The sequence below is a fragment of the Ruficoccus amylovorans genome, assembly GCF_014230085.1.
GTDB classification, from domain to species: domain Bacteria; phylum Verrucomicrobiota; class Verrucomicrobiia; order Opitutales; family Cerasicoccaceae; genus Ruficoccus; species Ruficoccus amylovorans.
On the sequence record NZ_JACHVB010000035.1, the window covers coordinates 343,773 to 365,369 of the forward strand.

The window sequence follows — 21,597 nt, forward strand, 5'->3', positions numbered from 1 at the left end:
GGGGCTGTTTTCATTGCAGCGGACCGTTTCCCCCGCGAGGAGAGCGAGGTTATCCTAATCGTTGTGATTGGCGGAAGCCTGAAGGTGCTGCAAATTGAGACGATAGATCCCGCGAAAGCCCTCATGGACCGAGTCGAAGGACAAGCGACGACCATCGGGATGCCAGCGCGGATGGAGGTCGCAGCGTGTTTCCAGCCGGACTGGTGTATTGATGGAGTGGGACTTGACGGTCGCAAGGCGGTGACCGATTTTTTGCCGCAAGTCGTAGAGATAGAGGCTGCGCTTTTCGTCCTGTGGATAGCTGTCATAGAGCAACCATTGGCGGTCGGGGGAATAGCTCTGGTGCCCGTCGTCTAGAAAGAAGGCTGGGTCCACCAGGGTGTATCCGGGTTGTTCATCGCGGAACTCGGCCAGCGTGATTGCCCCTTGCGGAGTTCGGATGACCATTGAGAGTGTGGTGTCATCGCGCCAATGGTAGTGCGAGGCGACACCTCCATCCCAAAGGATAAAGGGGCGGGAACCGTCCGCGTTGGCAGTTATGGCGATGGTTCGCAAGGGGGCGCCGGGCTTGTCCGGGAAATGCCGCACCAGTGCGACAAAGCGGGTCCCGGAAGGATTCAGATTCAGGTGATTGACGAGGAGCTTTTGTTGCCCGAAATAGGGACGGCAGATGTCGCCGAGCTCGGCCAGGGAGAGGATTAATCTGCATGGGCCATCGGGCAGCTCCATGCGCCAGATGCCGTCCGCGTTCGGCTGCGTTTGGCTGGCGAACGGGTCGGGCGTCCCGGCGTAGCCGTAGCCGGGACGGAAATCAAACATGCGGGAGAAATTGACACTGAGCGCGTAGCGTCCGAGGGGATCGACGTTGGCGATGGGGGCGGGCAATCGGATCGTTTGGTTTTTGTGCAGATCGTGGATCACGCCTTTGAACTGCTGACCCTCGCGCTGATTAAACAGGATCTGGTTCGGCTCCTGCGGGTGCCACTGGAGCATCGATCCCTGCTGAAAGTTCCAGGCATTCGTGGTTGCCACTGGATGAAAAGAAGTGTCGCCGGTAGTGACGAATCCCAACTCCGTGGCATCTTCAGGCTTAGGAATGCGGTCTATAAACGTTACCCTGTGCGCGAGATGCCGCTGCCCGGAACTATCCCAGGCGGGCAGATCATAGTAACCGTAAAAAAAGTGTCCTGACTCCGGCGTGATGCGTTCAAGTTGGGAGCATTCACCGGAATGAGCGTTGCCCGTCATTGTGGGTGTGTTTCTCATTTTGGGCTAAAGATGAGTTTGAGTTTGCCCGCCAGTCCAGATGACGCCGGGCTCAGGTTCTCGAAATCATGGATGTCCTCGATGCGCTTTCCATAGGCTTTATGAACGTACTCAAAGTCGTAAAGCATGGCATTACTCAGTTGGTTGATGAGCCTGTTGCTTACTTTGATTGCGAGCGTGTTCACGCCCCGCTTCAGGGCACTCGTCGCGTCAACCCGGTAAGGCGGAGCGAATAATGAGCCGATATATTGCCCGTTGAGCCAGAGACGTGCGGCATCCATGACCGGGGTTTTGAGGAAGACCGAGAAGCCGATGTTCCGGCGTTCGGGTCTAAAGCGATGCGGCTTTACGGCTACGGGTTTTTCAAATTCCAGAAATGCCGTCAGTCCGGATGATAACTCCTGTTCGCAATCGAATGTGCAGCGATATTCAGCCTGGCCGGAGTAGTCCGCCAGTTCGCTGAAATCGGTCCACGGCTTGAGCGATTCAAGCTCAAGCGTGATGCCCCTGTCAGGGACATGTAAGGCCCAGGGCTGCTTGATCTGGCATTCACGGATAGCTGGAGAGGGCTCCTTCGGTGAGGGTGATTCTCCATCTCTGTCATATGTAAGGGTCCGGACCGTGATTACGCTTTCAAACGGTTCCAATTTGATGGATGACTCCAGCCCCATTTGAAATGCCTGGCCGTCCATAGGGCGTATCCAGGTGAATTGTCCGTCTGAGTCTTTGAAGGAAGGAGCAAACGCCACCGGCTCGTTTGATGTATTCACAAAAAAATACACGTCCGCTTCGTCCCTTGGGGGTGACTCGGGATCTCGTCCATCCCGCCCCGCAGGGGATGCTCGAAATCGGGAACTATGTCGGAGCCGCGATCAAGCGGATACTGGCCCGGCGAGCGGGAGATCAGTAAACCAGGTCGCGGAAATTCTTGACGCGGTGGAAGGTGATCAGGTTACCGTTGTGGGCGCTATGGGCCCGCTCGTCTCCGCTGCGGGAGAGGATCACGAGGTCGTCTCCGTCCACCGCCATAGATGCGTAATGCCGGGTCTGGTCGGGAGCGTCAGTCATCGCCACTACCCCGGCGAAGCACCAGTCCACGAGGTTTTTGGAGAAATGCAGGACCATCCGGTGGCGTTCGTTATTGGGAGTGCCGAAGCGGGCCGCAGGGAGGCGGTCGGCACGCGTCATGGAGTCTGTGGCCTGCGAGCCGAGTAGCCAGTACAGCTCTGTCTCTTCGTCATAGAGGATGTGAAAGCGCATCTGCCCGCCGGGCAGGGGGAGAAAAAGTTGAGTGCGACCAGAGGGGACTTTTTCCAACTCAGTCAGCATGCTTCCGTCCTCCTGCTCTACGACTTTGAGCAGCGCCGCGTATCCGGTGCCGCCGGTGTGAGCGCGCATGAGCAGGTGAAAGGTCTTGCCCTCGGGGTCGTACCAGTAGTGATTGGGATCGGTGATTTGGGCTACATTGGTCTCCAGCCAGCCCATCGGCGCAACGGACCTGATAACGCCGGAGGAGCGATCGAGCAACTGGCTGTCGGGATAGTTTGACGGATAAAAAGGAACGCCGAACCAGTCGAGGTCCGGATCGTTTTCCCGGTATCCGGGGATGAGGTCGGCGAACGCCAGCTCACTTGCGAACGTCCAGTTCTCAGGTCGCGTCAAGTCCGTGCCCGAGCGCCCGCGCAGCAACACCGGGGCGAAGTCACCCACTGGCCAGGCATCGATGTCGTTGTGAATGCGCTTTTCCAGCGGCAGATAGATATTGCCGTTGGCATGGATGTAATTGGTCGCGCTTTGGTGCCAGCGTCCGGTGGCGATCAGGGAAGGGGCGGACCACGTCTCTCCGTCATCGGTGGAGCGGATAATGCGCAGGGATTTGCCCGACCCGAGCGAATAGATGCTGTCCCCATCGACAAACAGCCGGCTTTGTCCGATGGAGTCGGTGTGGCGGAGCTGCCAGGTTTTGCCACCGTCATCCGAGGTCGCAATGTGCTGTTCGGAAGGTAATTTCGCGTACTTCTTGCTGACGAGGTAGGCGGCCACGAGGCGTCCATCGTCGAGGGCGACGATGGACGGGTTGAACAGCGGCCCGATTTTCGGGTCCGCCTCGGCGACAATTACATAGTCTTGTGCCAGGGGGCGGATCGGGGCCCCGGTTGGCGTGTCGATACCGTATGCAGGTCGGACGCCTGCGAGCATCGAGAGGAGCACGCCAGCGACCGGGAGTGAGCCATGAGAAAAAAGGCGACGAAAAAGAGGGGAGCTTGGCATAAGGGGCATAAGGGGCTTAAGGGAGTCGTCATCCGTGCAGAGGGCTGCCCAGTCCACGGCGTGATGAACGAAATAAAACGTTGGGGCGTTGCGCGTTAATCAATGCCCTTCCATTTTTGCTCGGTCAGGTTGTCCAGCCACACGGGGTCCACGGATTTGACGGCGCCATCGGCCGTGAGCACGTTCATGTTCCCGTTGTGGCGAAACGAGAAGTACAACATACTGTCCGGCGGGTTGTTGCGGTCGCTGCTGGCCTGAGGCCAGTTGGCGTAATAGTTGGTCTGCATCTCGAAGCGCGGACCCAGACGACCGTCGTAAACCAGCGGCGTCAACGCGGGGTTGGCAATGGAGTTGTAATGGCGGGGTTCGAAGCGGTTCGTCCCGCCATCGCCGTACCAGGCAGCACTTGAGTTGTACGCCATCCGGATGTACTTGGGGCCGCTTCTACCGCTGGGAGTGACAGCGGCCGGACAGACGAACAACTCATTTTCCCAGAGCAGCGAGGTCTCCGCCGCCCGGCGGCTTTGAGGGAGGTATTCATCGAGATCGCGTGACCAGCGGGTATTTGGCGATTGCTTGGCGGGGACGGATGGATCGGTCGCGCGCGAGGCGGCAGGCAGGTACCCCTGATGGTCTGCGGCGTACAACTGTAGCGTTGTGTATATCTGGTGCAGGTTGCTGACGCACTGCGTTCTTCGTGCATTGTCGCGAACCACCCCGATGGCCGGAAGGATGATGGCGGCCAGGATAACGATCACCGCGATCGTCACCACAAGCTCGATTGTAGTCATCCCTTTGTAGTGACCACCGGGGGTGCGCTTGCGCTGAGATAGTATCAGTTCCATGTCGGCTTACCCTGTTTGTCAACAGATGCTGGCGCGAGGCATTAACGCTTGCTGCGGCGGGACAGAGCAAGCAGTCCGAGGGCGATTGAGCCGAGGATAAGCGAACTGCCGGACACCTCGGGGATGGCGGTGCTGATCATGACATTATCGATCGTGCCGTCTCCAAAACCGTTGTTCCACGCGAAGGCGAAGGTATCGAAGCTGTAGTTTTTGTACACCGAATCCACGATGGTGCTGCTGACCGAACTATTGCCGTCGCTCGTGGTGTAGGTGATACTGACATCACCATTGGACAGACGCTCGAACTGGATTGATACCTGGTAGGTGGTCCCTTGAGACATGGCAAATGTATCGGCCGGGGTGTCGTCACCGAGGGCATTGCCCCATTGGTCACCCAGCGAGGTCAACAGCGATCCGGATTCGGAGGTGCGGTTATAGACCCGTACGCGCTGGACCGTGGGGTTGATGAAAAAGCCATAGGCTCCGTTCAGTGTCAGATTCGGGTTGCTGTTCTGCTCGGTGATCCGGGCCGATCCCGAATCCGCCAGCATGAAGCGCAAGCCGTTGATGTTGCTTTGGGGTGTGCCTGAGGTTGGCGTCAGATCGAAAGAAACGTTCAGGATTTCACCGGTCGAATTCAGCGTCGCGGGAGCGGTGGACGAGGTAAAGTAGGCGACTCCCTGCCGGACGGTGGCACTGGTCGGGGCGTTTTGCAGGGCATAGTTGCCGGTCGATACCTCCACGGTGCTCAGGTTGTTAAACGACTGGAACCATTCCGCCGAGGACGGGAGATTTTGGTTCTGCCAATTGTTGTCGCTGAAAGTATCGTTGAGGTAGGTCGTTTGAGCGCCTGCGTATTGAGCAAGCAGGGCGATTGCCATTGCGGAAAAAACCTTTTTTCTTGTGGGCGTAATCATTTTATTCATGGGTAATATGGGGGTGAATAGGTTTCGGGTCTGCGAGTGGATACTGGCGGTTGTGGGATGGTTTTCAATTGTGGCGTCGTGTTATGATAACATGGAGGTTGGCGGCAGTCCCAAATGGCTGTTGCCTATGTTCTCGATCGCACGGCAGATTCTGCTTGCCGTGGTGAGTGGCTCGTTGCTTGAGACTCCCAAAAAAGCTGGATGCGGCTATTGGGAGTCGTCCAGCGGCAGGTCGGCGGCTCGCCACTCGGGGACGCTGAAGCGCAGCCGATGGGCAGGCACGCCACTATCGCGCAGGAGCGAAGTACCCTTGATCGCCATGAGGCAGTAGGGGCCGCGGCAATAGACGAGGACGGGCCGCTTGGCTGGGATGTCTCCAAGGTGCGCCTCAAGGCGGGGAAAGGGCAGGTTGCGGGCATGGGGGAGGTGCCCGGCGGCGAATTCGTCCTCGGGGCGCAGGTCGAGCAAAAGGCTTTTGCGGGATTGAACCTGCTGGAGCACGTCGCTCATTGAGAGCGCGGAGAGGCTTTCGGGGGTTTCGAAATGGGCGTGCAGGATCTCGCGCATTTCCGGGTCGAGGTCTTCGCCGAGCGTCCGCAACGTCAGCCAGAAGCGGCTGACGTTCTCACCGGCCAGGCGGTAGTAAACGTTGCGCCCGTCCTTGCGCGTGTCCGCGAGCCGCGACCCGCGCAGGACTTTCAGGTGGGCGCTGGCGGCGGCCTTCGACTGACCGGTCAGCTCGGCCAGTTGGTCCACGTGCTTTTCCCCCTGGCTGAGCAGGCTGAGCAGCTTCAGGCGTTGCGGGCTGGCCAGCGCCTCGCCGATGCGGGCGAGTTGCCGGTAGAGCTGCTGCTGTTTCTCCTGGAGGGGGATGGTCATGGTTGTGCTTCGATATGGAGGGGGGACGTCCATTGTGCGCCGCTGATGTCCTCAAGTTCAACGCTGTAATCACCGGGAGCGAGCGAGGCCAGCGCCTTGTCGCGCAAGTGGATCTGCGCCCGTGCCCCAAGCGGCAGGATCAACCCGTGCGGACCGGGGCGAATCTTGGCCACGTAGCTGTTTTTAATGTCAGCTTCGGGGAGGTCGGCAAGCTCCTCCATCCCCCAGTGAGCAACCGTTTCTCCGTCAGCGCTGCGGATGCTAACCCCGATCAGGAACGAACCGTAAACGTCCGCCCCTTCGACCCGGTAGGCGGTGAAGCTGAGGGTATCCCCACTGATCTGGGCTTTCTGAACTTCCACCAGCGGGCGCACGGATTTGTTATGCAGCGGTCCCCAGAGGCCACCGTGAAAAACCTGGTTGGTCAACAGCGCGAGCGCGAAGGCGGCCAGCCCGCCCCAGAACGCCAGGCGCGACAGCGGCCATTTTTCAATGAAACCGAGAGAAAGCCATCGGCAGAGCCCGTGCCGGTCCCACTGCGGCTTGCGGGTGGAGATAAGGTAATCCAGGGAATAGCGTCCTCCGCCGGTGATGGCGACGGCCAGCCCCCCGGCCACGCCGAGGATGCCTATTTGCCACTCGTCGAGACAGGTTGTGCCGAGCCAGCCCGCCCCCAGCAGGATACCCAGCGCGAGCAGGCTGGTGGCCAGTCCGGCGGCACGCGTCAAAAAGCCCGTCATGAGCGCCAACCCGACCACGCCCTCCACCAGTGTGAAGAGCAGCAGCTTCCACCACAGCAGTTCGGGGTGGCTGACGAAGAACTCGATCCCGGGTTTGATCAGGAAAGCATTGGGCAAAAAGTGATTGAACTTGGCTCCGATGTAGCCCGCCGCTTCGGGGTCGAGCTTGTAGTCGATGATCATCCGCCGCCAGAAGGCGGAAAAATAGGTCCAGCCCAGAACGAGGCGAACGGCGAAAAAAGCGTCCGCGATCAGAGGAAGGCGGACGGCGGGAGAGGGGAGGGCTTGCTGCTTCATGCCCGCAGTCAATACGCTATAAACGTATTGTCAAATAATCAATTGATTATTTTACGTAGGAATCGAAAGACGCTCCTGCCGGGGCGAAGCCCTTATTGTCCTGTGCGGTCACGCACCGCGCGTGCGGGCTGCGTAAGCCCGCAATAATTATGCCGAAGGCTTAAGACCTAGTCCCACTTGAGCCGGATGCCCAGCGGGCAGTGGTCGGAACCCATGACGTCCTTGAGGATAAACGCGTCGGCCAGGTGGGGCTCAAGGTCTTTGGAGACGAGGAAGTAGTCGATGCGCCAGCCGATGTTGCGGGCGCGGGCTCCGGCGCGGAAGCTCCACCATGTGTACTGTTCGGCCAGGCCGGGGTTGAGGTGACGGAAGGTGTCGATGAGGCCGCTTTCGAGGTGCCGGGTGAATTCCGCCCGTTCTTCGTCGGTGAAGCCCGCGTTGCGGCGGTTGGCCTGCGGGCGGGCGATATCGATTTCCTCGTGGGCGACGTTAAAGTCCCCGCACACGACGACGGATTTTTCCTTCGCCAATGCGGTCAGCATTTCCCGGAAGGCCGGGTCGAACTCACCTGTGCGGTAGCCGAGTCGCCGCAGCTCGTTCTGCGAATTGGGGACATAGACATTGACCAGGTAGAAGCGTCCGAAGTCGGCCACCTGCACGCGGCCCTCCTGCGGGTGCAGGGCGCGGTCGGGCCAGTCGAGGTTTACACTGGCGGCCGGAACGTTGGAAAAAATAGCCGTGCCCGAGTAGCCTTTTTTTTCCGCCGAGTGGTAGTACTGGCAGGCGTAGGGGATTTCGAGTTTGGGGATGTCTGCCTCGGACGCTTTAATCTCCTGCAGGCAGAGGATATCGGGTTGGTGGGTGCCGACGAAGTCGCCAAAGCCTTTTTTCATGACGGCGCGCAGGCCGTTCACATTCCAGGAGACGAGGGTCAGTTCGTTGGGCAGGGACGGATTGGATTCACTCACCGGTACAGCCAAAGCCCTGCCGTCGCGGTGGACAAGATTTTAGCGTGTCTTTGTTTTTTCTGCCGGATTTGGGGTTATTTCGCAGGGCGGATAGGCCGCTGTGCCCGTAAATACTTGACTAAACTAGGCAACCGGGCTCATTTATTACCCTTTACACAACTCCATTCCAGCTCATTCCAGCGAAAGTTAGTTCACACTGCATGTCCAACGAAGTCATCGAAGTCGAGGGTAAGATCGTCGCCGTTCTGCCCGGTACCATGTTCCGGGTAGAACTGCCCAACAAGCACGTCGTGCTTGCCACCATCTCCGGCAAGCTGCGTAAGAATTTTATCAAGATCACGACGGGGGACATGGTAAAGATGGAAATGACCCCGATGGATCTCAACCGCGCCCGCATCACCTACCGCCTGCGCAACGCCAACCATAACCGCAATGCGCCCATGCGCAGCTTCGGCCCCCGCCGCCGCGGCCGCTAGGCAACGCGGTGGCCTTTCGCGTCCTGCTTTTTGTCCTCTCACCCGTTTAACCCACCAATCCCTTATCAGTCATGTCTGGAGCCTATAACAGCATCACGGAAACGGTCGGCAACACGCCGTTGATCAAACTCAACAAACTGACCGAAGGCCTTGAAGCCGAAGTCTGGCTCAAGTGCGAATTTTTCAACCCGCTCTCCAGCGTCAAGGACCGTATCGGCCTGGCCATGATTGAAGCGGCGGAAAAGGCGGGCAAGCTCAAGCCCGGTGGTTTTGTGATCGAGCCGACCTCCGGTAATACCGGGATCGCCCTGGCCTTTGTCTGCGCCTCGCGCGGCTACCGCTGCCTGCTGACCATGCCCGAGACGATGTCGCTGGAGCGCCGCGTGCTCCTGCGTATGCTCGGCGCCGAGATCGTCCTGACACCCGGCCCGAAGGGCATGGGCGGGGCCATCACCCGCGCCGCCGAACTGGTCGAGGAGTACAAGGGTGAGGCCTTCATGCCGCAGCAGTTTGAAAACCCGGCCAACCCGGAGGCCCACCGCCGTACCACAGCGGAGGAGATCTGGAAGGCGACCGGCGGCAAGATCGACGCCTTTGTCTCTGGCGTGGGCACGGGCGGGACCATCACCGGTGTTTCTGAGGTTATCAAGTCGCGCAAGGAACTTTACGCCGTGGCCGTCGAGCCCGAGGCCAGCCCCGTCATCAGCGGCGGTAAGCCCGGCCCGCACAAGATCCAGGGCATCGGTGCCGGCTTCATCCCGAAGAACCTGAACACGGAGATCGTGGACGAGGTCATCCAGATTACCAATGAGCAGGCCTTCTCCACTGCGCAGGAACTTACCGCATTGGAAGGTATTCCGGTCGGCATTTCCTCTGGGGCTAATGTTCGCGCCGCGCTGACGCTGGCCGCCCGTCCTGAAATGGCCGGGAAGAAGATCGTCACGGTGGCCTGCAGCTCGGTCGAGCGTTACCTGAGCACCCCGCTGGCTGAAAAGGCCCGGCAGGAGGTTGCCGCCGGATTCAATATCTGAGCCGATTTCGCAACCCGTTTGCTTTGAAAGACTCCCGGTTTGGCCGGGAGTCTTTTTGTCTCTCGGTATAAAAATCCTGCACATCTACAGGATCTGACGGATTGGCTTTTGGTAAAATAGAGGTAAAATAGGCTTGTCTTGGGTGGAATAGCTCAGGATGCTGTAGTTCTTCTACAGGTAGATGTAGTAGCAGTAGTGGTAGCTTAAGGACCGCCGCCCTTCGGGGTGGCGGTTTTTGCTACCCGACCGCATATGAGCAAGGCCGCGATTGAAGGGTCTTTTGTGAGAATACCGAAGGGATAATCGCCCGGGCTTGCGATTTGCGGGACATGCTATTGGTTGTCCGGCAGATGCTTTCCTCACCTGCGCGACCCTCTCTGCTCTGGTTCCGGCTCGATCTGCGGCTGGAAGATAACCCCGCCCTGGCCGACGCACTCGCGGCAGGCGGGCCGGTGCTCCCGGTCTTTGTTCATGATCCGGCAGGCGAAGGGGCTTGGGCTCTCGGCGGCGCTTCCCGCTGGTGGCTGCATCATGCGCTGGCTGATCTGGCTGATCAACTCGACCGGCTTGGTCTCCCGCTGATTTTACGCGAGGGGGATGCGTCGGGCTGCCTGCGTGAGCTTCTGGCCGAGACAGGGGCCGAAGCGGTGTATGCCAATCGCCGTTACGAACCTGCGGCTATCGCGCAGGAGGCGGAGGTAGCGGAGGGCGTGCTGGCATCCGGGGCTAAAATTTATTTTAGTAACGCGGCGCTGCTTTTTGAGCCCTGGGAGATCCGTAACAAGTCCGGTAATCCCTTTCAGGTGTTTACGCCCTACTGGCGGACCTGCCGGGAGCAGGGGTGGCCCGGCCCGGTACGGGTGGATTTAAAAAAGCTGGCAAAAATACCCGCCAAAGAATGCCCGCGTTCGCTCGCGCTGGACGAGCTTGGCCTGCTGCCCGACAAGGACTGGGATGCGGGCTTTTACGAGGCTTGGCAGCCGACGCGGGAGGGGGCGTTGGCGAGACTGGAGACCTTTGTCCGCGAGGGGCTTGACGAGTACGAGGGAGAGCGTGACCGTCCGGACCAGGACGGGACTTCGCGGCTTTCGCCGTACCTTCACTTCGGGCAGATTGGACCGCGAGAGGTTGCCGCCGCGCTAAAGCAGGGGGCGGGCGCGGTTGCTGCCGGAGCGGACAAGTACCTGGCTGAAATCGGCTGGCGCGAGTTCTCGCATCACCTGCTGTACCATTTCCCGCAGACGCCGGAAGCGCCACTGAGGCCGGAGTTTGCCGACTTCCCCTGGCGGGAAAACGCTGACTTGCTCCGGGCCTGGCAACGCGGCCGAACGGGTTACCCCTTGGTCGATGCCGGGATGCGGCAGCTCTGGTCGACCGGCTGGATGCACAATCGCGTGCGTATGGTGGCGGCCTCCCTGCTGGTCAAGCACCTGCTTCAGCCCTGGCAGGCAGGCGCGCGCTGGTTCTGGGACACGTTGGTGGACGCCGACCTGGCCAACAACACCCAAGGCTGGCAATGGACCGCCGGTTGCGGGGCTGATGCCGCGCCGTATTTTCGCGTCTTCAACCCCGTGACGCAGGGCGAGCGTTTCGATCCGCAGGGCGACTACGTGCGCCGCTGGGTGCCCGAACTGGCCAAGCTGCCTCCGAAGTTCATCCACCGTCCGTGGGAGGCTCCGGCTTCGCTGCTGGAGGATTGCGGGGTGGTGTTGGGGAACGATTACCCCGAGCCAATCGTGGGGCATGTCGAGGGGCGCGGGCGCGCGCTGGCCGCGTTCGAGAAATTCAAATCCGCCCGCTCGTGAATTTTTACTGCTGTGAACTTTTACCGGGGGGCGGGGATTCTCCCTCGCCATCGGGCGATACTGCCTAAACCATATTCACCATGATGACAGTCGCCATTGCCGGAGGAACCGGCCTGATCGGAAGCGCTCTGCGCGCTTCACTCGAAGCCGACGGGCACCGTTGCCTGATCCTTTCCCGTTCGCCGGGCGAGAACACCGTCCGCTGGGACCCCGAGACCGGCGAAATCGACGCCGGGGCGCTGGCAGGAGTTGATGCTGTCGTCAACCTGGCCGGGCGCAATATCGGCGGCCGCTGGAGCGAGTCGGTCAAGCGTGAGATCCGCGAAAGCCGTGTCGCTGGAACGGAACTGCTGGCTCGCCTCATTGCCGAACTGGAGCCGAAGCCACGCGTTTTCATCAATGCCTCGGCCATCGGTTACTATGGCATCGAGCGCGACGGGGATTTGGCGGAGGATGCCCCCGCCGGGGAAGGCTTTCTGGCCGATGTCTGCCGTGAGTGGGAAGCCGCTGCCGCCCCGGCCATCGCCTCGGGCGTCCGTACGGTGCTCCTGCGAAACGGGGTGGTTCTGACGCCCGATGGCGGCGCGCTGGAAAAAATTCTGACGCCGTTCAAGGCCGGGATCGGCGGCCCCATCGGCGACGGCAAGCAGTGGATGAGCTGGATCGCGCTCGACGATGTGGTGGGGCTGATCCGTTTCTGCCTCAACCACGATTCAATCAGTGGGCCGGTCAACGCCACCGCCCCCGCACCCGTGACCAACGCGGAATTTGCCACCACGCTGGGTGAGGTCATGGACAAGCCCTCGGCCATCACCACGCCCGCCTTCGCGGTCAAGTTCGCCTTCGGGCAGATGGCGGAGGAGACGGTTCTCTCCAGCGTGCGGGTGCTCCCGGCCAAGGCCGAAGCCGCCGGGTATGTTTTCCGTTTTCCGACCTTGCAACCGGCGCTCGAACACCTCTTGTCGTAGTAACATGCGTGCCGTCATTCAGCGAGTGGACGCGGCCTCGGTCAGCGTCGCGGGGGAAACGGTGGGTGAAATCGGGCCGGGCCTGCTTGTCTTTCTCGGCGTGGGGGAGGGCGATACGATGGAGGATGTGGCCTGGCTCGCGTCGAAGGTCTGCAAACTGCGTGTCTTCGAGGACGGGGAGGGCCGGATGAACCGCGCCTTGACCGAAACCGGCGGCGGCGTGCTTGTCATCAGCCAGTTCACGCTCTTTGGGAACCTGAAAAAGGGCACGCGCCCGTCGTTCAACCGTTCGGCCCCGCCGGAGCTGGCCATCCCGCTGTACGAGGCGTTTATCTCGGAGGCCTCGCGGTTGTTGGAAAAGCCCGTGCCCTCGGGCCGTTTCGCCGCCGACATGACGATCCACGCCGTCAACAACGGCCCCGTCACGCTCATTCTCGATACCCGCCAGAAAGATTTTTAACCCAGATGTCCATCCCGAAAGGAAAAGTGCTGCCGGTTGCTTTTTACCGGCGCGAGGCCGAAACCGTGACCCGCGAGTTGTTGGGGAAGGCGCTGTGCCGGGCGTTGCCCGGCGGCGGGGTACGGCGTTGCCTGCTGACGGAGCTGGAGGCCTACGTCGGCCCGCACGATAAGGCCTGCCACGCGAGCAAGGGTAAGACGCCGCGCACGGCCGTGATGTTCGAGCCCGGCGGTGTCTTTTACGTGTACTTGTGCTATGGCATGCACTGGATGCTGAACATCGTCACCGGCGCGAAGGACTACCCGGCGGCGGTGCTTGTGCGGGGAGTGGAGGAGATTTCCGGTCCCGGTCGCGTGACGAAGCAGCTCGGCATCGGGCGCGAGCAGAACGCGCTGCCCGTCCGCCGGACCAGCGGCCTTTGGGTGGAGGATGTCGGTATCGAAATTTTGGATACACAAGTCGAGCGCACGCCCCGCATCGGCATCAACTATGCGGGGGAATACTGGGTGAACCAGCCGCTGCGCTACCTCGTGCGCCCCAAGTAATACCGGTCCTAAGTAGTTTTGGGGGTTATGCGAGAGGGGGTTTTTTGAAAAAAAAACCCTCTCGCGCTCTCCCTAAAAAACTTTTGAGCCGGAACTTCGTTCCTTCGCAAGAGCAGTAATCTTCAACTCAGGAGAGAGCCGGTACTCTCTCCGTGCCTCTGTGCCGCCGTGTGAGCATTTTTTCATTTTCAGGGCCTGAAATAAGAACCCTCAACCCTTGTCCATAAGGGCGCGGGGGATGGACAAGAAAAAACCGGAAAGCGTGTTTCACCACACTTTCCGGCCTTCCTGTTAAAAGGTTCTGCTACGATTAAAAGCTCAGGCCGTCATGGCTGCCTCGGTGCGCTGGGCGACGTTATCCCAGTTGACGACGTTCCACCAGTTCTTGATGTAGTCGCCGCGGCGGTTCTGATACTTGAGGTAATAGGCGTGCTCCCAGACATCGAGCGCGAGGATCGGGATGACGCCCCACTGGGTCAGATTCTGGTGCTTCTCGGCCTGGAGGACGACGAGCTTGCCGCCGAAGGGCTGGTAGCCGAGGATGGCCCAGCCGCTGCCCTGGACCTTGGCGGCGGCGGCGGAGAATTGCCCCTTGAAGGCGTCGAGGCCACCGAAGTGCGTGTCGAGGGTCTTGCTCAGGGTGGAGGAGGGCTTGGTTGTCCCTTCCGGGGCCATGTTTGCGAAAAAAACGGTGTGCAGGTTGTAGCCCGCGCCGTTGAAGGCCAGCTCGTTCTCCCAGTAGGAAATCTCCGGGTAGTCTCCGGCGGAGCGGAACTGCTTGAGTTGGGCGAGCGCCTTGTTGAGCCCGTTCTTGTAGCCGTTGAAGTGGATGTCGTGGTGCAGGCGCATGGTCTCGGCGTCGATGGCCGGCTCCAGCGCGTCGTAGGCATAGGGGAGCGGGGGGAGTTCGTACTCGCCCGCACTGTTCATGGGCACAGTGTAGAGGAGCGAATTGGTGGTGGAAGAAGAGGTGGCAGGGGCGGCCTGGGCGCGGCTGGCACCGAGAAGCCCCAGTCCGGCGAGGCCTGCGGCACCGACAAAGGCGCGGCGGTTCAGATTGACGGGGGGAGTGCTGTCAGGTGTCGTTTCCATCCCGCAGCGTAGAGAAGGTGCGAGGTCAAGTCAAACGGACGGGTGATTTTTGCCGGGGCTTTTTGTGGGTGCCGTATTTATTGATACGCGTTAGATAAACTGCTGAGACTCTGCTAACGGCTCATGCCGAGACGTTCCCACTGTTCGGCGGGGGCGTCGAGGGCGTGCAGGTGACGGTCGAGTTCGGCCAGGAGACGGTTTTCGACGGCTTCGTCTGTCAGTGGCGATTGTTGCTGTGGGTCGGCCTCCAGGTCGAAAAGGAGAGTCCCGAAGGTGCGCGAGATCCGTTCGTTGCCGGGCATACCGCCGCCAGAGGGCAATTTCATCAGGTGGCAGCCCTGGGTGAATCCGAAACTGACCGGCTCGAAGGGCTGCTGGAAAACTTCGGTGGAAAAGGCGGCTCGCATGTGCGCGGGCATGAGGGTGTAGGCGTTGAGAGGGGCGTTTTCTGCGTCCGGGGGATTGCCACGCATGTAAACGTGGCGGCCGTCGGTGATGTTGACGTGCGCCCCGAACATCCCGAAGACGGCGGTTTCGCGGACCGGCTTGTCCGTGGCGATGGTGGCGGCGAGGTTGTGGCCGCTCATGCGCGGGGTGGGACAGAGGTCGAAAAAGTTCAGCACGGTCGGGGCGATGTCGATGGCGGGCTGGACAAGGGACTGGCGGCGTTCGCCGCGTTTACGGCAGCGCGGGTCCCAGACGAAGAACGGCGTGCGGGCCACTTCTTCATAAAAGGGCATCCAGCATTTGGCCCAGCAGTCGTGTTCGCCGAGGAGGAATCCGTGGTCGGTTCCGACGATGAGCATGGTGTCATCCCACATCTGGTGCGCGTCCATGTAGTCGAGCACGTCGCCGAGCTTTTCGTCGCACATGGAGACGAGAGCGGCGTACTGGTAGCGCATGTGCTCGACCTCCTCGGGGCTCTCCTCGACCCGGCGGTACGGGGGCCAGTCGATGTCGCGGCCCTTGTACTTCCCGTAGTGCTCGCGGTAGAGATCCTTGTAGCGGCGGTGCGAGAAAAAGGGTTCGTGTGGGTCGAAGGTCTCGATTTGGAGGAACCAGTTGTCCTCGTCGCGGTTGCGGTCCAGAAACTCCCTCGCCTGCGTGAAAACCTGCGACATGGGCTGGAGATGGGGGTCGGGCATGACCTGGCGGTTGATGGCGTCCTGGCGTACCATTTGAGAGTTGTCGTCGGCTGGGAGTTTCATCGAGCAGTTGCGCAGGGCGTGGGCCTCGATGGGGTCGGGGGAGCGCACTTGAGGAATCCACGGATCCCCTTCCTGCCCGCGGATGCACTCCCAGGTGTTGTACTTGGTGTGGTAGTTGGTACCGCCTTCTTCCCAGTAGTGGCCGTGGTCGCTGATGAGGTGGGTGTAGACGCCAGCCTCCTTGAGTATCCGGGGCATGGAGTCGTCGCAGGGTTCGAGCGGTCCCCAGCCTCGGTGCAGGAAGTTCGGACGGCCGGTGTGCAGGTCGCGCCGGGCGGGCATGCAGGGCATGCTGCAAACGTACGACGTGTCGAAGGTCACGCTCTGGCGTGCGAGGCGTTCGAAGTTCGGAGCCACGATGGAGCCGCCGTAGGGGGGCAGCATATGCCGGTTGAGCGAGTCGAACATGACGTAGATCACTTTCATGTCCCCCAGTCTGATCCCGGCTTTTCGCTTCTCCAATTCCAAAAGCGTACCCTAAAATCCATACATATGTATTTTGAGGCGTAGCTTGCACCGCGCGAAGGTTTCTTGCCTACGCCGTTTAATCCAAGGGGAGTTCCATCTTGTAGCGGGCGATTCCAAAGGCGGGGGTGAGCGAACCTTGCTTGCGGTATCCCTGGCGGATGAGGAAGGGCAAGTGGCGCTCTTCGGCGTGGACATAGACAGACTTCAGGCCCAACTGCCGGGCGACTTGGGACAGATAGATCAGAATATCATCGCCGAGGCGGTGCCCGCGGTATTCGGGCAGTACGACGATGCGGCTGAGCTTGCCGTCGCACTCCAGTCGTCCTGTGCCGACATAGCGCCCTTCGGGGTCTTTGGCCAAGGCGTGCCGACAGTAACGGTCTTCACGATCCGTTTCCAGCGCGGTCGGATTTTTCTTTTCCTCCATGTAGACGATGAAACGGATCGCCTCAATGTGCAGGTAGTCCTGCTCCCAGCATGCGAGCTGTAGATGAACATCTTTCATGGGGTCTAGTCCTTAATCGGAGCAATGGGTGACTACTTTAGTTCGTAGAGCCTTTTTTCATGCTGGTTAGGCTAACCGCTATTTGCTAAAGTTTACGCATGGAATACCGCCGATTGGGAAAGACAGGGTTGAAAGTGAGCGCGCTCTCCTATGGCGCCTGGGTTACTTTCGGGCAGCAGATTGACGATGAGACAGCCAAGGCTCTGATCAAAACCGCCTACGATGGTGGGGTGACATTTTTCGACAATGCCGAGGTCTACGCCGCCGGGCAGGCTGAGCGGGTCATGGGCAAGGCCCTGGCCGACCTGGGTTTTGCCCGCGACAGCTTCTGTGTCTCCAGTAAGGTCTATTGGGGGCCGACAACCTCGAACACCCACCCGACCACCCGCGGACTCTCCCGCAAGCATGTGACCGAGGTTTGCCATGCCGCGCTCAAGCGCTTGCGCGTGGATTACCTGGACCTGTATTTCTGCCACCGACCCGACCGGGAAACCCCCATCGCCGAGACGGTGGCCGCGATGACCGACCTCATCCGTCAGGGCAAGGTGCTTTATTGGGGCACCTCCGAGTGGACCGCCCGCGATATTGCGCTGGCGCACGCTGCCGCCCGGGAGTACGGACTCTACGCGCCCGTGGTGGAACAGCCGCAGTATAACCTCTTTCATCGCGCCCGGGTGGAGGTCGAGTACAGCCGGCTCTACGAAGACCCCGGTCTGGGCACCACTGTGTGGTCGCCCTTGGCCTCCGGACTGCTCTCGGGCAAGTACCTCGAAGGCGACCCCGGCGACACCCGTATCTCCATGCAGGGGATGGAGTGGCTGAAGGAGCGTTTCGAGGGGGAAGAGTTTGAGCAGAAGTGCAAAATCGTGGCCGAACTGGGCAACCTGGCTGGCGAACTCGGAACGACACTTCCCCGGCTGGGCCTGGCCTGGTGCCTGAAAAACCCGAATGTCAGCACCGCCATCATGGGCGCATCCAAAGTTTACCAGTTGGAGGAAAACCTCAAGGCGATGAACGACGTGGCACTGCTCACCGACGAGGTTATGGCGCGGATCGACGCCGTCGCCGGAACCCGGCCCGAGCCCGAACCGCTTTTCTAGGGGTCCGCTACCAAAATTCTTCCTATAAATATTGGGGGCTGCGCGCCCCCCAAGTGCGTGAGCGCACTGGACATTGAGGGGCGCTGCCCCGACCCCTGAGGGGTATCCAAACTGAGTTACACCCCAAACTTATGCCAGGAACTTGGCTAACATGACCTATGCGCTGGGCTGTTTACAGATATCGGCTACGCTTTGGTAGTCTTCGTCCAGGGCGAGGCCGAGCTTGGCGCGTTTAAGGGCTTGTTCGGCGTGGCGTTCGCAGACGGCTTTTAAGTCCTCGTCCACGGCAGCGAGGGCGCGGAAGGCTTTTTGCAGGCGGATCATCACCTCGCGCATGGGTGCGCCGTCGCGGGCGATGCCGGTAAAGGCGTCGTCAAACAGCGCGTCCAGGGGGATGCAGGGCGCATCCACCCGGTCGTAGCGGTTGTCCGTTTCGGCGTCCGATTCGTTTTGGGGGTTACTCCAGCGGTGGAGTAGGCGGACGAGCTGCCCGGTGACCTGAATGGCGGTGCCGGGGTCGTTGACAGCGGGGGAGAGGGCGCGGCTGGCGATTTCCGAGAGAACGATGAAGCCAAAGCGCGGGTCCTCGTCGAAGAGCCGTTGCTCGCCGATACGGAAGGCGCGGCGCACGCGGTTGATTTCCTCTTCTTCGAGGGGGGCTTGCGGCTTGCCCGCGATGCGGGCCAGCACCCGGTCCGGCGTGATGAACGCCCCGGGCAACACCTCGGCGTGGACTTTCAGGTCCGCCTGAGTGGCCCATTTTTGCAGAAAAGCCCAGTCCACCCGCTGAAGGTAGCCGATGTCGGCCCCCCGGATTTCGATGCCACCGTCGGTGTCCTCCTGGGCGCAGGCATGCCAGAGCCAGGAGCGCTGGTAGCGACCGATGGAGCGGACGGTTGCGGCTTCTACTTTTTCCAGGGTCATGCCGAGCCGCCCGAGACGGGCGATGCGGTCCACCCAGCGGATAAAGGTGATGACCACGACCCAGAAGACCGTCAGCGTCAGCAGCAGGAGAAAGAAGCGTCCGGAGCCGCTGTAGAACCCGTTCATCAGGGCGAGCACGGCGATGACCGAGAACAGGAAAGCCCCGATAAAGGTCGAGAGCGCGTTCTGGGAAACGTCGTCGGCGATGATGAGCGAGAATGCGCGCGGGGTGGCGGTCTGCCCGGCGGAGGAGTAGGCCGAAACCATGGCCCCGACCGCAAAAACCGCGATGGCGAGCATGCCGGAACTGAGCACGCCAAGCAGGATCTGAAGGGATTCGCGGCTGATGTCGGGCACGAGGCTGTCGTCCACCCAGCGCCCCAGCAGGTAGGCGATGACGGTCGCCACCACGGAGACTATACACATGAGCAGGGGGCGCACCCAGAGGGCTTCGGCCAGACGGTTTCGGATAAATTGCAGGGTACTGAGCATCTTTTGGGTTCTGGTACAAAAAAGCGTTTTTGCCTCCGCTGCAACACGCATACGCTTCTTCCACCGGGGAGCGCTTGACGGTGCACAAAGACAATGCGGGAACCAGGTGGGATGGGTATTGATTTTCGGGGCTGATATCCACATACTCGAAGGTTCAATGACAACCTCAGCCGGGTCCGGCAGCATTGCCGTCCGGGCGGGCTGATTTTCACCTGCTTAGCGATGACCAATTATTTTAAAAATACCCCCGACAAGGACGGTCTGTTCGGCGAATTCGGCGGCAGCTTTATCCCGCCTGAGCTTCAGGCCGAGATGGATAAGATCACCGAGGCGTACTACACGATCAGCAAATCGCACGAGTTTATCTCGGAACTGCGCAGCATCCGCACGCATTTCCAGGGGCGCCCGACGCCGGTCTATTATTGCCGCCGCCTTTCCGAGCAGATCGGGGCGCGGCTGTACCTCAAGCGCGAGGATCTCAACCACACCGGCGCGCACAAGCTCAACCACTGCATGGGCGAGGCCCTGCTGGCCAAGTACATGGGCAAGAAGCGCCTCATCGCTGAAACCGGGGCCGGCCAGCATGGGGTGGCGCTGGCCACAGCGGCCGCCTACTTCGGGCTCGAATGCGAGATCCACATGGGCGAGGTGGACATCGCCAAGGAGCACCCGAATGTGGTACGCATGAAGATCCTCGGGGCGGAAGTCGTGCCCGTCACCCACGGATTGAAAACGCTCAAGGAGGCGGTCGATTCGGCCTTCCTGTCCTACCTGAAAGACCCCATCAACACGATTTACTGCATCGGCTCGGTCGTAGGGCCGCACCCCTTCCCGATGATGGTGCGGGATTTCCAGCGCGTGGTCGGGATCGAGGCGCGCGCCCAGTATCTCGACATGACCGGAGAGCTGCCGGACAATGTCGTCGCCTGCGTGGGCGGCGGCAGCAACGCGATGGGCATTTTCTCCGCTTTCCTCGCCGACGAGTGCGAGATATACGGGGTCGAGCCCTCGGGCCGCTCCTACAAGATGGGCGACCACGCCTGCTCGATGAAGTTCGGCAAGACCGGTGTCATCCACGGCTTCAAGTGCAAGATGCTCCAGGACGAGGCGGGCGAACCGGCCCCGGTCTACTCGGTGGCGAGCGGCCTGGACTACCCCGGTGTGGGACCGGAGCACTGCCTGCTGGCCGAGCAGGGGCGTGTCAACTACGTCGATGCCAACGACGACGAAGCCATTGACGCCTTTTACCGGCTCAGCCGGATGGAGGGCATCATCCCGGCGCTGGAGAGTTCGCACGCCGTGGCTTACGCCTTCAAGCTGGCCCAGGAAAAACCGCGCGAGTCGATCCTGGTCAACCTCAGCGGACGCGGTGACAAGGACATCGACTTCATCGTGGACACCTACGGACTGCCCGAGGACAAGTAACTGCCGCTTGGGGCGCAGACTGGATTCTTCAAAGCTTCTGCATGACAACTGCGGGCTCACGCAGCCCGCAGTTGTACCAAGGCTGGCTGCTTTATCTTTTTGCTGCCACCTTTTCTGTTGCGGGGGAGAAGGCTCCATCGTCCTGTGCTACCACTCTGCTGGATAACGACTTTTAGGGCGCACAGGTGATCTGCGGGGCCGAGTGGCGCAGACGTGACTCGGAAAAAGGTTTTACCTTTCCTGCAAGACAGATTTTCCGACCAGTTCGTGCAGCCCGCTGATGATGTAATCGGCCTCGGGCAGGGTTTGGGAGGTGCCGATGCCGACAGCTTTCATCCCCGCTCGGTGGGCGGCCTCGACGCCCGCTTCGGCATCTTCATAGACAACGCATTCGCCGGGTTGCAGGCCGAGACTTTTGGCCCCTCGCAGAAAAACTTCAGGGTCGGGCTTGGCGTTGGTTACGCTATTACCGTCGATGACGGCGTCGAAAAGGTCAGTGATATGGAGCTTGTCCAGAATCAGCGGTGCGTTTCGGCTGGCCGAACCGAGAGCGATTCTTACCCCCTGCTCGCGCAAGGACTGGATGTACTCCCGGGCACCGGGCAGAATTTCGTCCTGCGTCATGTGCGAGATGTACTCCACATACCAGTTGTCCTTGAGGATGCTCATGCGTTCGCGCAGGGCCTCGCCGATATCGAACTTGCCCAACTCCAGCAGGATGTCCAGTGAGCGCATGCGACTGACGCCCTTGAGGCGCTCATTGTCGGCTTCGGTGAAGTCGAAGCGCAGTTCGTTGGCCAGGCGTTTCCAGGCCAGGTAGTGGTATTTGGCGGTGTCCACGATCACGCCGTCGAGATCGAAGAGCGCGCCGCGGGCGCGTGAAATGAAGTCGGGCAGATGGTTCAT

General features: G+C 60.6%; 22 protein-coding genes. 9 read left to right on the top strand and 13 right to left on the bottom strand.

Annotated features, from left to right (window positions below; all coding sequences use genetic code 11):
• Nucleotides 1-54: 54 nt before the first annotated feature.
• Nucleotides 55-1,266 (bottom strand): TolB family protein, encoded by a 1,212-nt coding sequence (locus tag H5P28_RS13085; RefSeq protein ID WP_185676156.1) that lies wholly within the window; start codon nucleotides 1,264-1,266, stop codon nucleotides 55-57.
• Nucleotides 1,263-1,958, bottom strand: a complete 696-nt coding sequence (locus H5P28_RS13090; protein ID WP_185676157.1) for a hypothetical protein — start codon at nucleotides 1,956-1,958, stop codon at nucleotides 1,263-1,265. Before H5P28_RS13090 ends, H5P28_RS13085 begins: the two co-directional genes overlap by 4 nt.
• A 68-nt stretch (nucleotides 1,959-2,026) precedes the next feature.
• On the opposite strand from H5P28_RS13090, the gene H5P28_RS13095 reads away from it, so the two are divergent.
• Nucleotides 2,027-2,176 carry a hypothetical protein gene (locus tag H5P28_RS13095; protein ID WP_185676158.1) on the top strand — a complete coding sequence of 50 codons (150 nt, stop codon included), beginning with the start codon at nucleotides 2,027-2,029 and terminating at the stop codon, nucleotides 2,174-2,176.
• On the opposite strand, the gene H5P28_RS13100 is transcribed toward H5P28_RS13095, so the two are convergent.
• The 6 genes from H5P28_RS13100 to H5P28_RS13125 all read right to left on the bottom strand — a co-directional run bounded on the left by H5P28_RS13100 (nucleotide 2,170) and on the right by H5P28_RS13125 (nucleotide 8,159).
• The gene (locus H5P28_RS13100) at nucleotides 2,170-3,537 is read right to left on the bottom strand and encodes a sialidase family protein (RefSeq protein WP_221773422.1); all 1,368 of its coding nucleotides are present in this window, start codon (nucleotides 3,535-3,537) and stop codon (nucleotides 2,170-2,172) included. The two genes, H5P28_RS13095 and H5P28_RS13100, sit on opposite strands and share 7 nt — an antisense overlap.
• Nucleotides 3,538-3,632: 95 nt before the next feature.
• Nucleotides 3,633-4,382 carry a DUF1559 family PulG-like putative transporter gene (locus H5P28_RS13105; RefSeq protein ID WP_185676159.1) on the bottom strand — a complete coding sequence of 250 codons (750 nt, stop codon included), beginning with the start codon at nucleotides 4,380-4,382 and terminating at the stop codon, nucleotides 3,633-3,635.
• A 41-nt stretch (nucleotides 4,383-4,423) separates the two neighbouring features.
• Nucleotides 4,424-5,263 carry a hypothetical protein gene (locus tag H5P28_RS13110; protein ID WP_185676160.1) on the bottom strand — a complete coding sequence of 280 codons (840 nt, stop codon included), beginning with the start codon at nucleotides 5,261-5,263 and terminating at the stop codon, nucleotides 4,424-4,426.
• Nucleotides 5,264-5,515: 252 nt separating this feature from the next.
• The gene (locus H5P28_RS13115) at nucleotides 5,516-6,187 is read right to left on the bottom strand and encodes an ArsR/SmtB family transcription factor (protein WP_185676161.1); all 672 of its coding nucleotides are present in this window, start codon (nucleotides 6,185-6,187) and stop codon (nucleotides 5,516-5,518) included.
• Nucleotides 6,184-7,224, bottom strand: coding sequence for a TQO small subunit DoxD (locus H5P28_RS13120; RefSeq protein WP_185676162.1), 1,041 nt, complete (start codon nucleotides 7,222-7,224; stop codon nucleotides 6,184-6,186). The genes H5P28_RS13115 and H5P28_RS13120 overlap by 4 nt, the downstream gene beginning before the upstream one ends.
• 167 nt (nucleotides 7,225-7,391) lie before the next feature.
• On the bottom strand, nucleotides 7,392-8,159 hold the full coding sequence (locus H5P28_RS13125) for an exodeoxyribonuclease III (protein ID WP_185676370.1): 768 nt from the start codon (nucleotides 8,157-8,159) through the stop codon (nucleotides 7,392-7,394).
• Between the two features lie 233 nt (nucleotides 8,160-8,392).
• Between H5P28_RS13125 and infA the strand changes: the two genes are divergently transcribed.
• The 6 genes from infA to H5P28_RS13155 all read left to right on the top strand — a co-directional run bounded on the left by infA (nucleotide 8,393) and on the right by H5P28_RS13155 (nucleotide 13,477).
• Entirely contained in the window at nucleotides 8,393-8,668 is a 276-nt protein-coding gene (infA, locus tag H5P28_RS13130) for a translation initiation factor IF-1 (RefSeq protein WP_185676163.1), read from the top strand.
• Between the two features lie 71 nt (nucleotides 8,669-8,739).
• Nucleotides 8,740-9,699: a cysteine synthase A gene (cysK, locus tag H5P28_RS13135; RefSeq protein ID WP_185676164.1), complete on the top strand. Its 960-nt coding sequence runs from the start codon at nucleotides 8,740-8,742 to the stop codon at nucleotides 9,697-9,699.
• Nucleotides 9,700-10,028: 329 nt separating this feature from the next.
• Nucleotides 10,029-11,504: a cryptochrome/photolyase family protein gene (locus H5P28_RS13140; RefSeq protein WP_246456192.1), complete on the top strand. Its 1,476-nt coding sequence runs from the start codon at nucleotides 10,029-10,031 to the stop codon at nucleotides 11,502-11,504.
• Nucleotides 11,505-11,584: 80 nt separating this feature from the next.
• Complete coding sequence (locus H5P28_RS13145; RefSeq protein WP_185676165.1) at nucleotides 11,585-12,472, top strand: TIGR01777 family oxidoreductase; 888 nt, start codon at nucleotides 11,585-11,587, stop codon at nucleotides 12,470-12,472.
• Nucleotides 12,473-12,476: 4 nt separating this feature from the next.
• Nucleotides 12,477-12,932 (top strand): D-aminoacyl-tRNA deacylase, encoded by a 456-nt coding sequence (dtd, locus tag H5P28_RS13150; protein ID WP_185676166.1) that lies wholly within the window; start codon nucleotides 12,477-12,479, stop codon nucleotides 12,930-12,932.
• Between the two features lie 5 nt (nucleotides 12,933-12,937).
• Complete coding sequence (locus H5P28_RS13155) at nucleotides 12,938-13,477, top strand: DNA-3-methyladenine glycosylase (protein WP_185676167.1); 540 nt, start codon at nucleotides 12,938-12,940, stop codon at nucleotides 13,475-13,477.
• Between the two features lie 318 nt (nucleotides 13,478-13,795).
• Here H5P28_RS13155 and H5P28_RS13160 read toward each other — a convergent pair whose 3' ends face one another.
• The 3 genes from H5P28_RS13160 to H5P28_RS13170 form a co-directional block, all read right to left on the bottom strand.
• Nucleotides 13,796-14,569 (bottom strand): superoxide dismutase, encoded by a 774-nt coding sequence (locus tag H5P28_RS13160; protein WP_221773423.1) that lies wholly within the window; start codon nucleotides 14,567-14,569, stop codon nucleotides 13,796-13,798.
• Between the two features lie 113 nt (nucleotides 14,570-14,682).
• Nucleotides 14,683-16,203, bottom strand: coding sequence for a sulfatase (locus H5P28_RS13165; RefSeq protein ID WP_185676168.1), 1,521 nt, complete (start codon nucleotides 16,201-16,203; stop codon nucleotides 14,683-14,685).
• A gap of 118 nt (nucleotides 16,204-16,321) precedes the next feature.
• The gene (locus H5P28_RS13170) at nucleotides 16,322-16,750 is read right to left on the bottom strand and encodes a GNAT family N-acetyltransferase (RefSeq protein WP_185676169.1); all 429 of its coding nucleotides are present in this window, start codon (nucleotides 16,748-16,750) and stop codon (nucleotides 16,322-16,324) included.
• A 98-nt stretch (nucleotides 16,751-16,848) separates the two neighbouring features.
• Here H5P28_RS13170 and H5P28_RS13175 point away from each other — a divergent pair, with 98 nt between their 5' ends.
• Nucleotides 16,849-17,850, top strand: coding sequence for a potassium channel beta subunit family protein (locus H5P28_RS13175; protein ID WP_185676170.1), 1,002 nt, complete (start codon nucleotides 16,849-16,851; stop codon nucleotides 17,848-17,850).
• A gap of 156 nt (nucleotides 17,851-18,006) precedes the next feature.
• Here H5P28_RS13175 and H5P28_RS13180 read toward each other — a convergent pair whose 3' ends face one another.
• A complete protein-coding gene (locus H5P28_RS13180) occupies nucleotides 18,007-19,266 on the bottom strand; it encodes a DUF2254 domain-containing protein (protein ID WP_185676171.1) in 1,260 nt (419 codons plus the stop codon).
• Between the two features lie 222 nt (nucleotides 19,267-19,488).
• Between H5P28_RS13180 and trpB the strand changes: the two genes are divergently transcribed.
• The gene (gene trpB / locus H5P28_RS13185) at nucleotides 19,489-20,691 is read left to right on the top strand and encodes a tryptophan synthase subunit beta (protein ID WP_185676172.1); all 1,203 of its coding nucleotides are present in this window, start codon (nucleotides 19,489-19,491) and stop codon (nucleotides 20,689-20,691) included.
• A gap of 231 nt (nucleotides 20,692-20,922) precedes the next feature.
• Here the strand turns inward: trpB and pgmB are convergent, their stop codons facing one another.
• Nucleotides 20,923-21,597: a beta-phosphoglucomutase gene (pgmB, locus tag H5P28_RS13190; protein WP_185676173.1), complete on the bottom strand. Its 675-nt coding sequence runs from the start codon at nucleotides 21,595-21,597 to the stop codon at nucleotides 20,923-20,925.

Coding starts and splice junctions, on each gene's coding strand:
- H5P28_RS13085 (WP_185676156.1), bottom strand. CDS start 1,266: ATGAGAAACACACCCACAATGACGGGCAACGCTCATTCCGGTGAATGC.
- H5P28_RS13090 (WP_185676157.1), bottom strand. CDS start 1,958: ATGGACGGCCAGGCATTTCAAATGGGGCTGGAGTCATCCATCAAATTG.
- H5P28_RS13095 (WP_185676158.1), top strand. CDS start 2,027: ATGTATTCACAAAAAAATACACGTCCGCTTCGTCCCTTGGGGGTGACT.
- H5P28_RS13100 (WP_221773422.1), bottom strand. CDS start 3,537: ATGCCAAGCTCCCCTCTTTTTCGTCGCCTTTTTTCTCATGGCTCACTC.
- H5P28_RS13105 (WP_185676159.1), bottom strand. CDS start 4,382: ATGGAACTGATACTATCTCAGCGCAAGCGCACCCCCGGTGGTCACTAC.
- H5P28_RS13110 (WP_185676160.1), bottom strand. CDS start 5,263: ATGGCAATCGCCCTGCTTGCTCAATACGCAGGCGCTCAAACGACCTAC.
- H5P28_RS13115 (WP_185676161.1), bottom strand. CDS start 6,187: ATGACCATCCCCCTCCAGGAGAAACAGCAGCAGCTCTACCGGCAACTC.
- H5P28_RS13120 (WP_185676162.1), bottom strand. CDS start 7,224: ATGAAGCAGCAAGCCCTCCCCTCTCCCGCCGTCCGCCTTCCTCTGATC.
- infA (WP_185676163.1), top strand. CDS start 8,393: ATGTCCAACGAAGTCATCGAAGTCGAGGGTAAGATCGTCGCCGTTCTG.
- cysK (WP_185676164.1), top strand. CDS start 8,740: ATGTCTGGAGCCTATAACAGCATCACGGAAACGGTCGGCAACACGCCG.
- H5P28_RS13140 (WP_246456192.1), top strand. CDS start 10,029: ATGCTATTGGTTGTCCGGCAGATGCTTTCCTCACCTGCGCGACCCTCT.
- H5P28_RS13145 (WP_185676165.1), top strand. CDS start 11,585: ATGATGACAGTCGCCATTGCCGGAGGAACCGGCCTGATCGGAAGCGCT.
- dtd (WP_185676166.1), top strand. CDS start 12,477: ATGCGTGCCGTCATTCAGCGAGTGGACGCGGCCTCGGTCAGCGTCGCG.
- H5P28_RS13155 (WP_185676167.1), top strand. CDS start 12,938: ATGTCCATCCCGAAAGGAAAAGTGCTGCCGGTTGCTTTTTACCGGCGC.
- H5P28_RS13160 (WP_221773423.1), bottom strand. CDS start 14,569: ATGGAAACGACACCTGACAGCACTCCCCCCGTCAATCTGAACCGCCGC.
- H5P28_RS13165 (WP_185676168.1), bottom strand. CDS start 16,203: ATGAAAGTGATCTACGTCATGTTCGACTCGCTCAACCGGCATATGCTG.
- H5P28_RS13170 (WP_185676169.1), bottom strand. CDS start 16,750: ATGAAAGATGTTCATCTACAGCTCGCATGCTGGGAGCAGGACTACCTG.
- H5P28_RS13175 (WP_185676170.1), top strand. CDS start 16,849: ATGGAATACCGCCGATTGGGAAAGACAGGGTTGAAAGTGAGCGCGCTC.
- H5P28_RS13180 (WP_185676171.1), bottom strand. CDS start 19,266: ATGCTCAGTACCCTGCAATTTATCCGAAACCGTCTGGCCGAAGCCCTC.
- trpB (WP_185676172.1), top strand. CDS start 19,489: ATGACCAATTATTTTAAAAATACCCCCGACAAGGACGGTCTGTTCGGC.
- pgmB (WP_185676173.1), bottom strand. CDS start 21,597: ATGAACCATCTGCCCGACTTCATTTCACGCGCCCGCGGCGCGCTCTTC.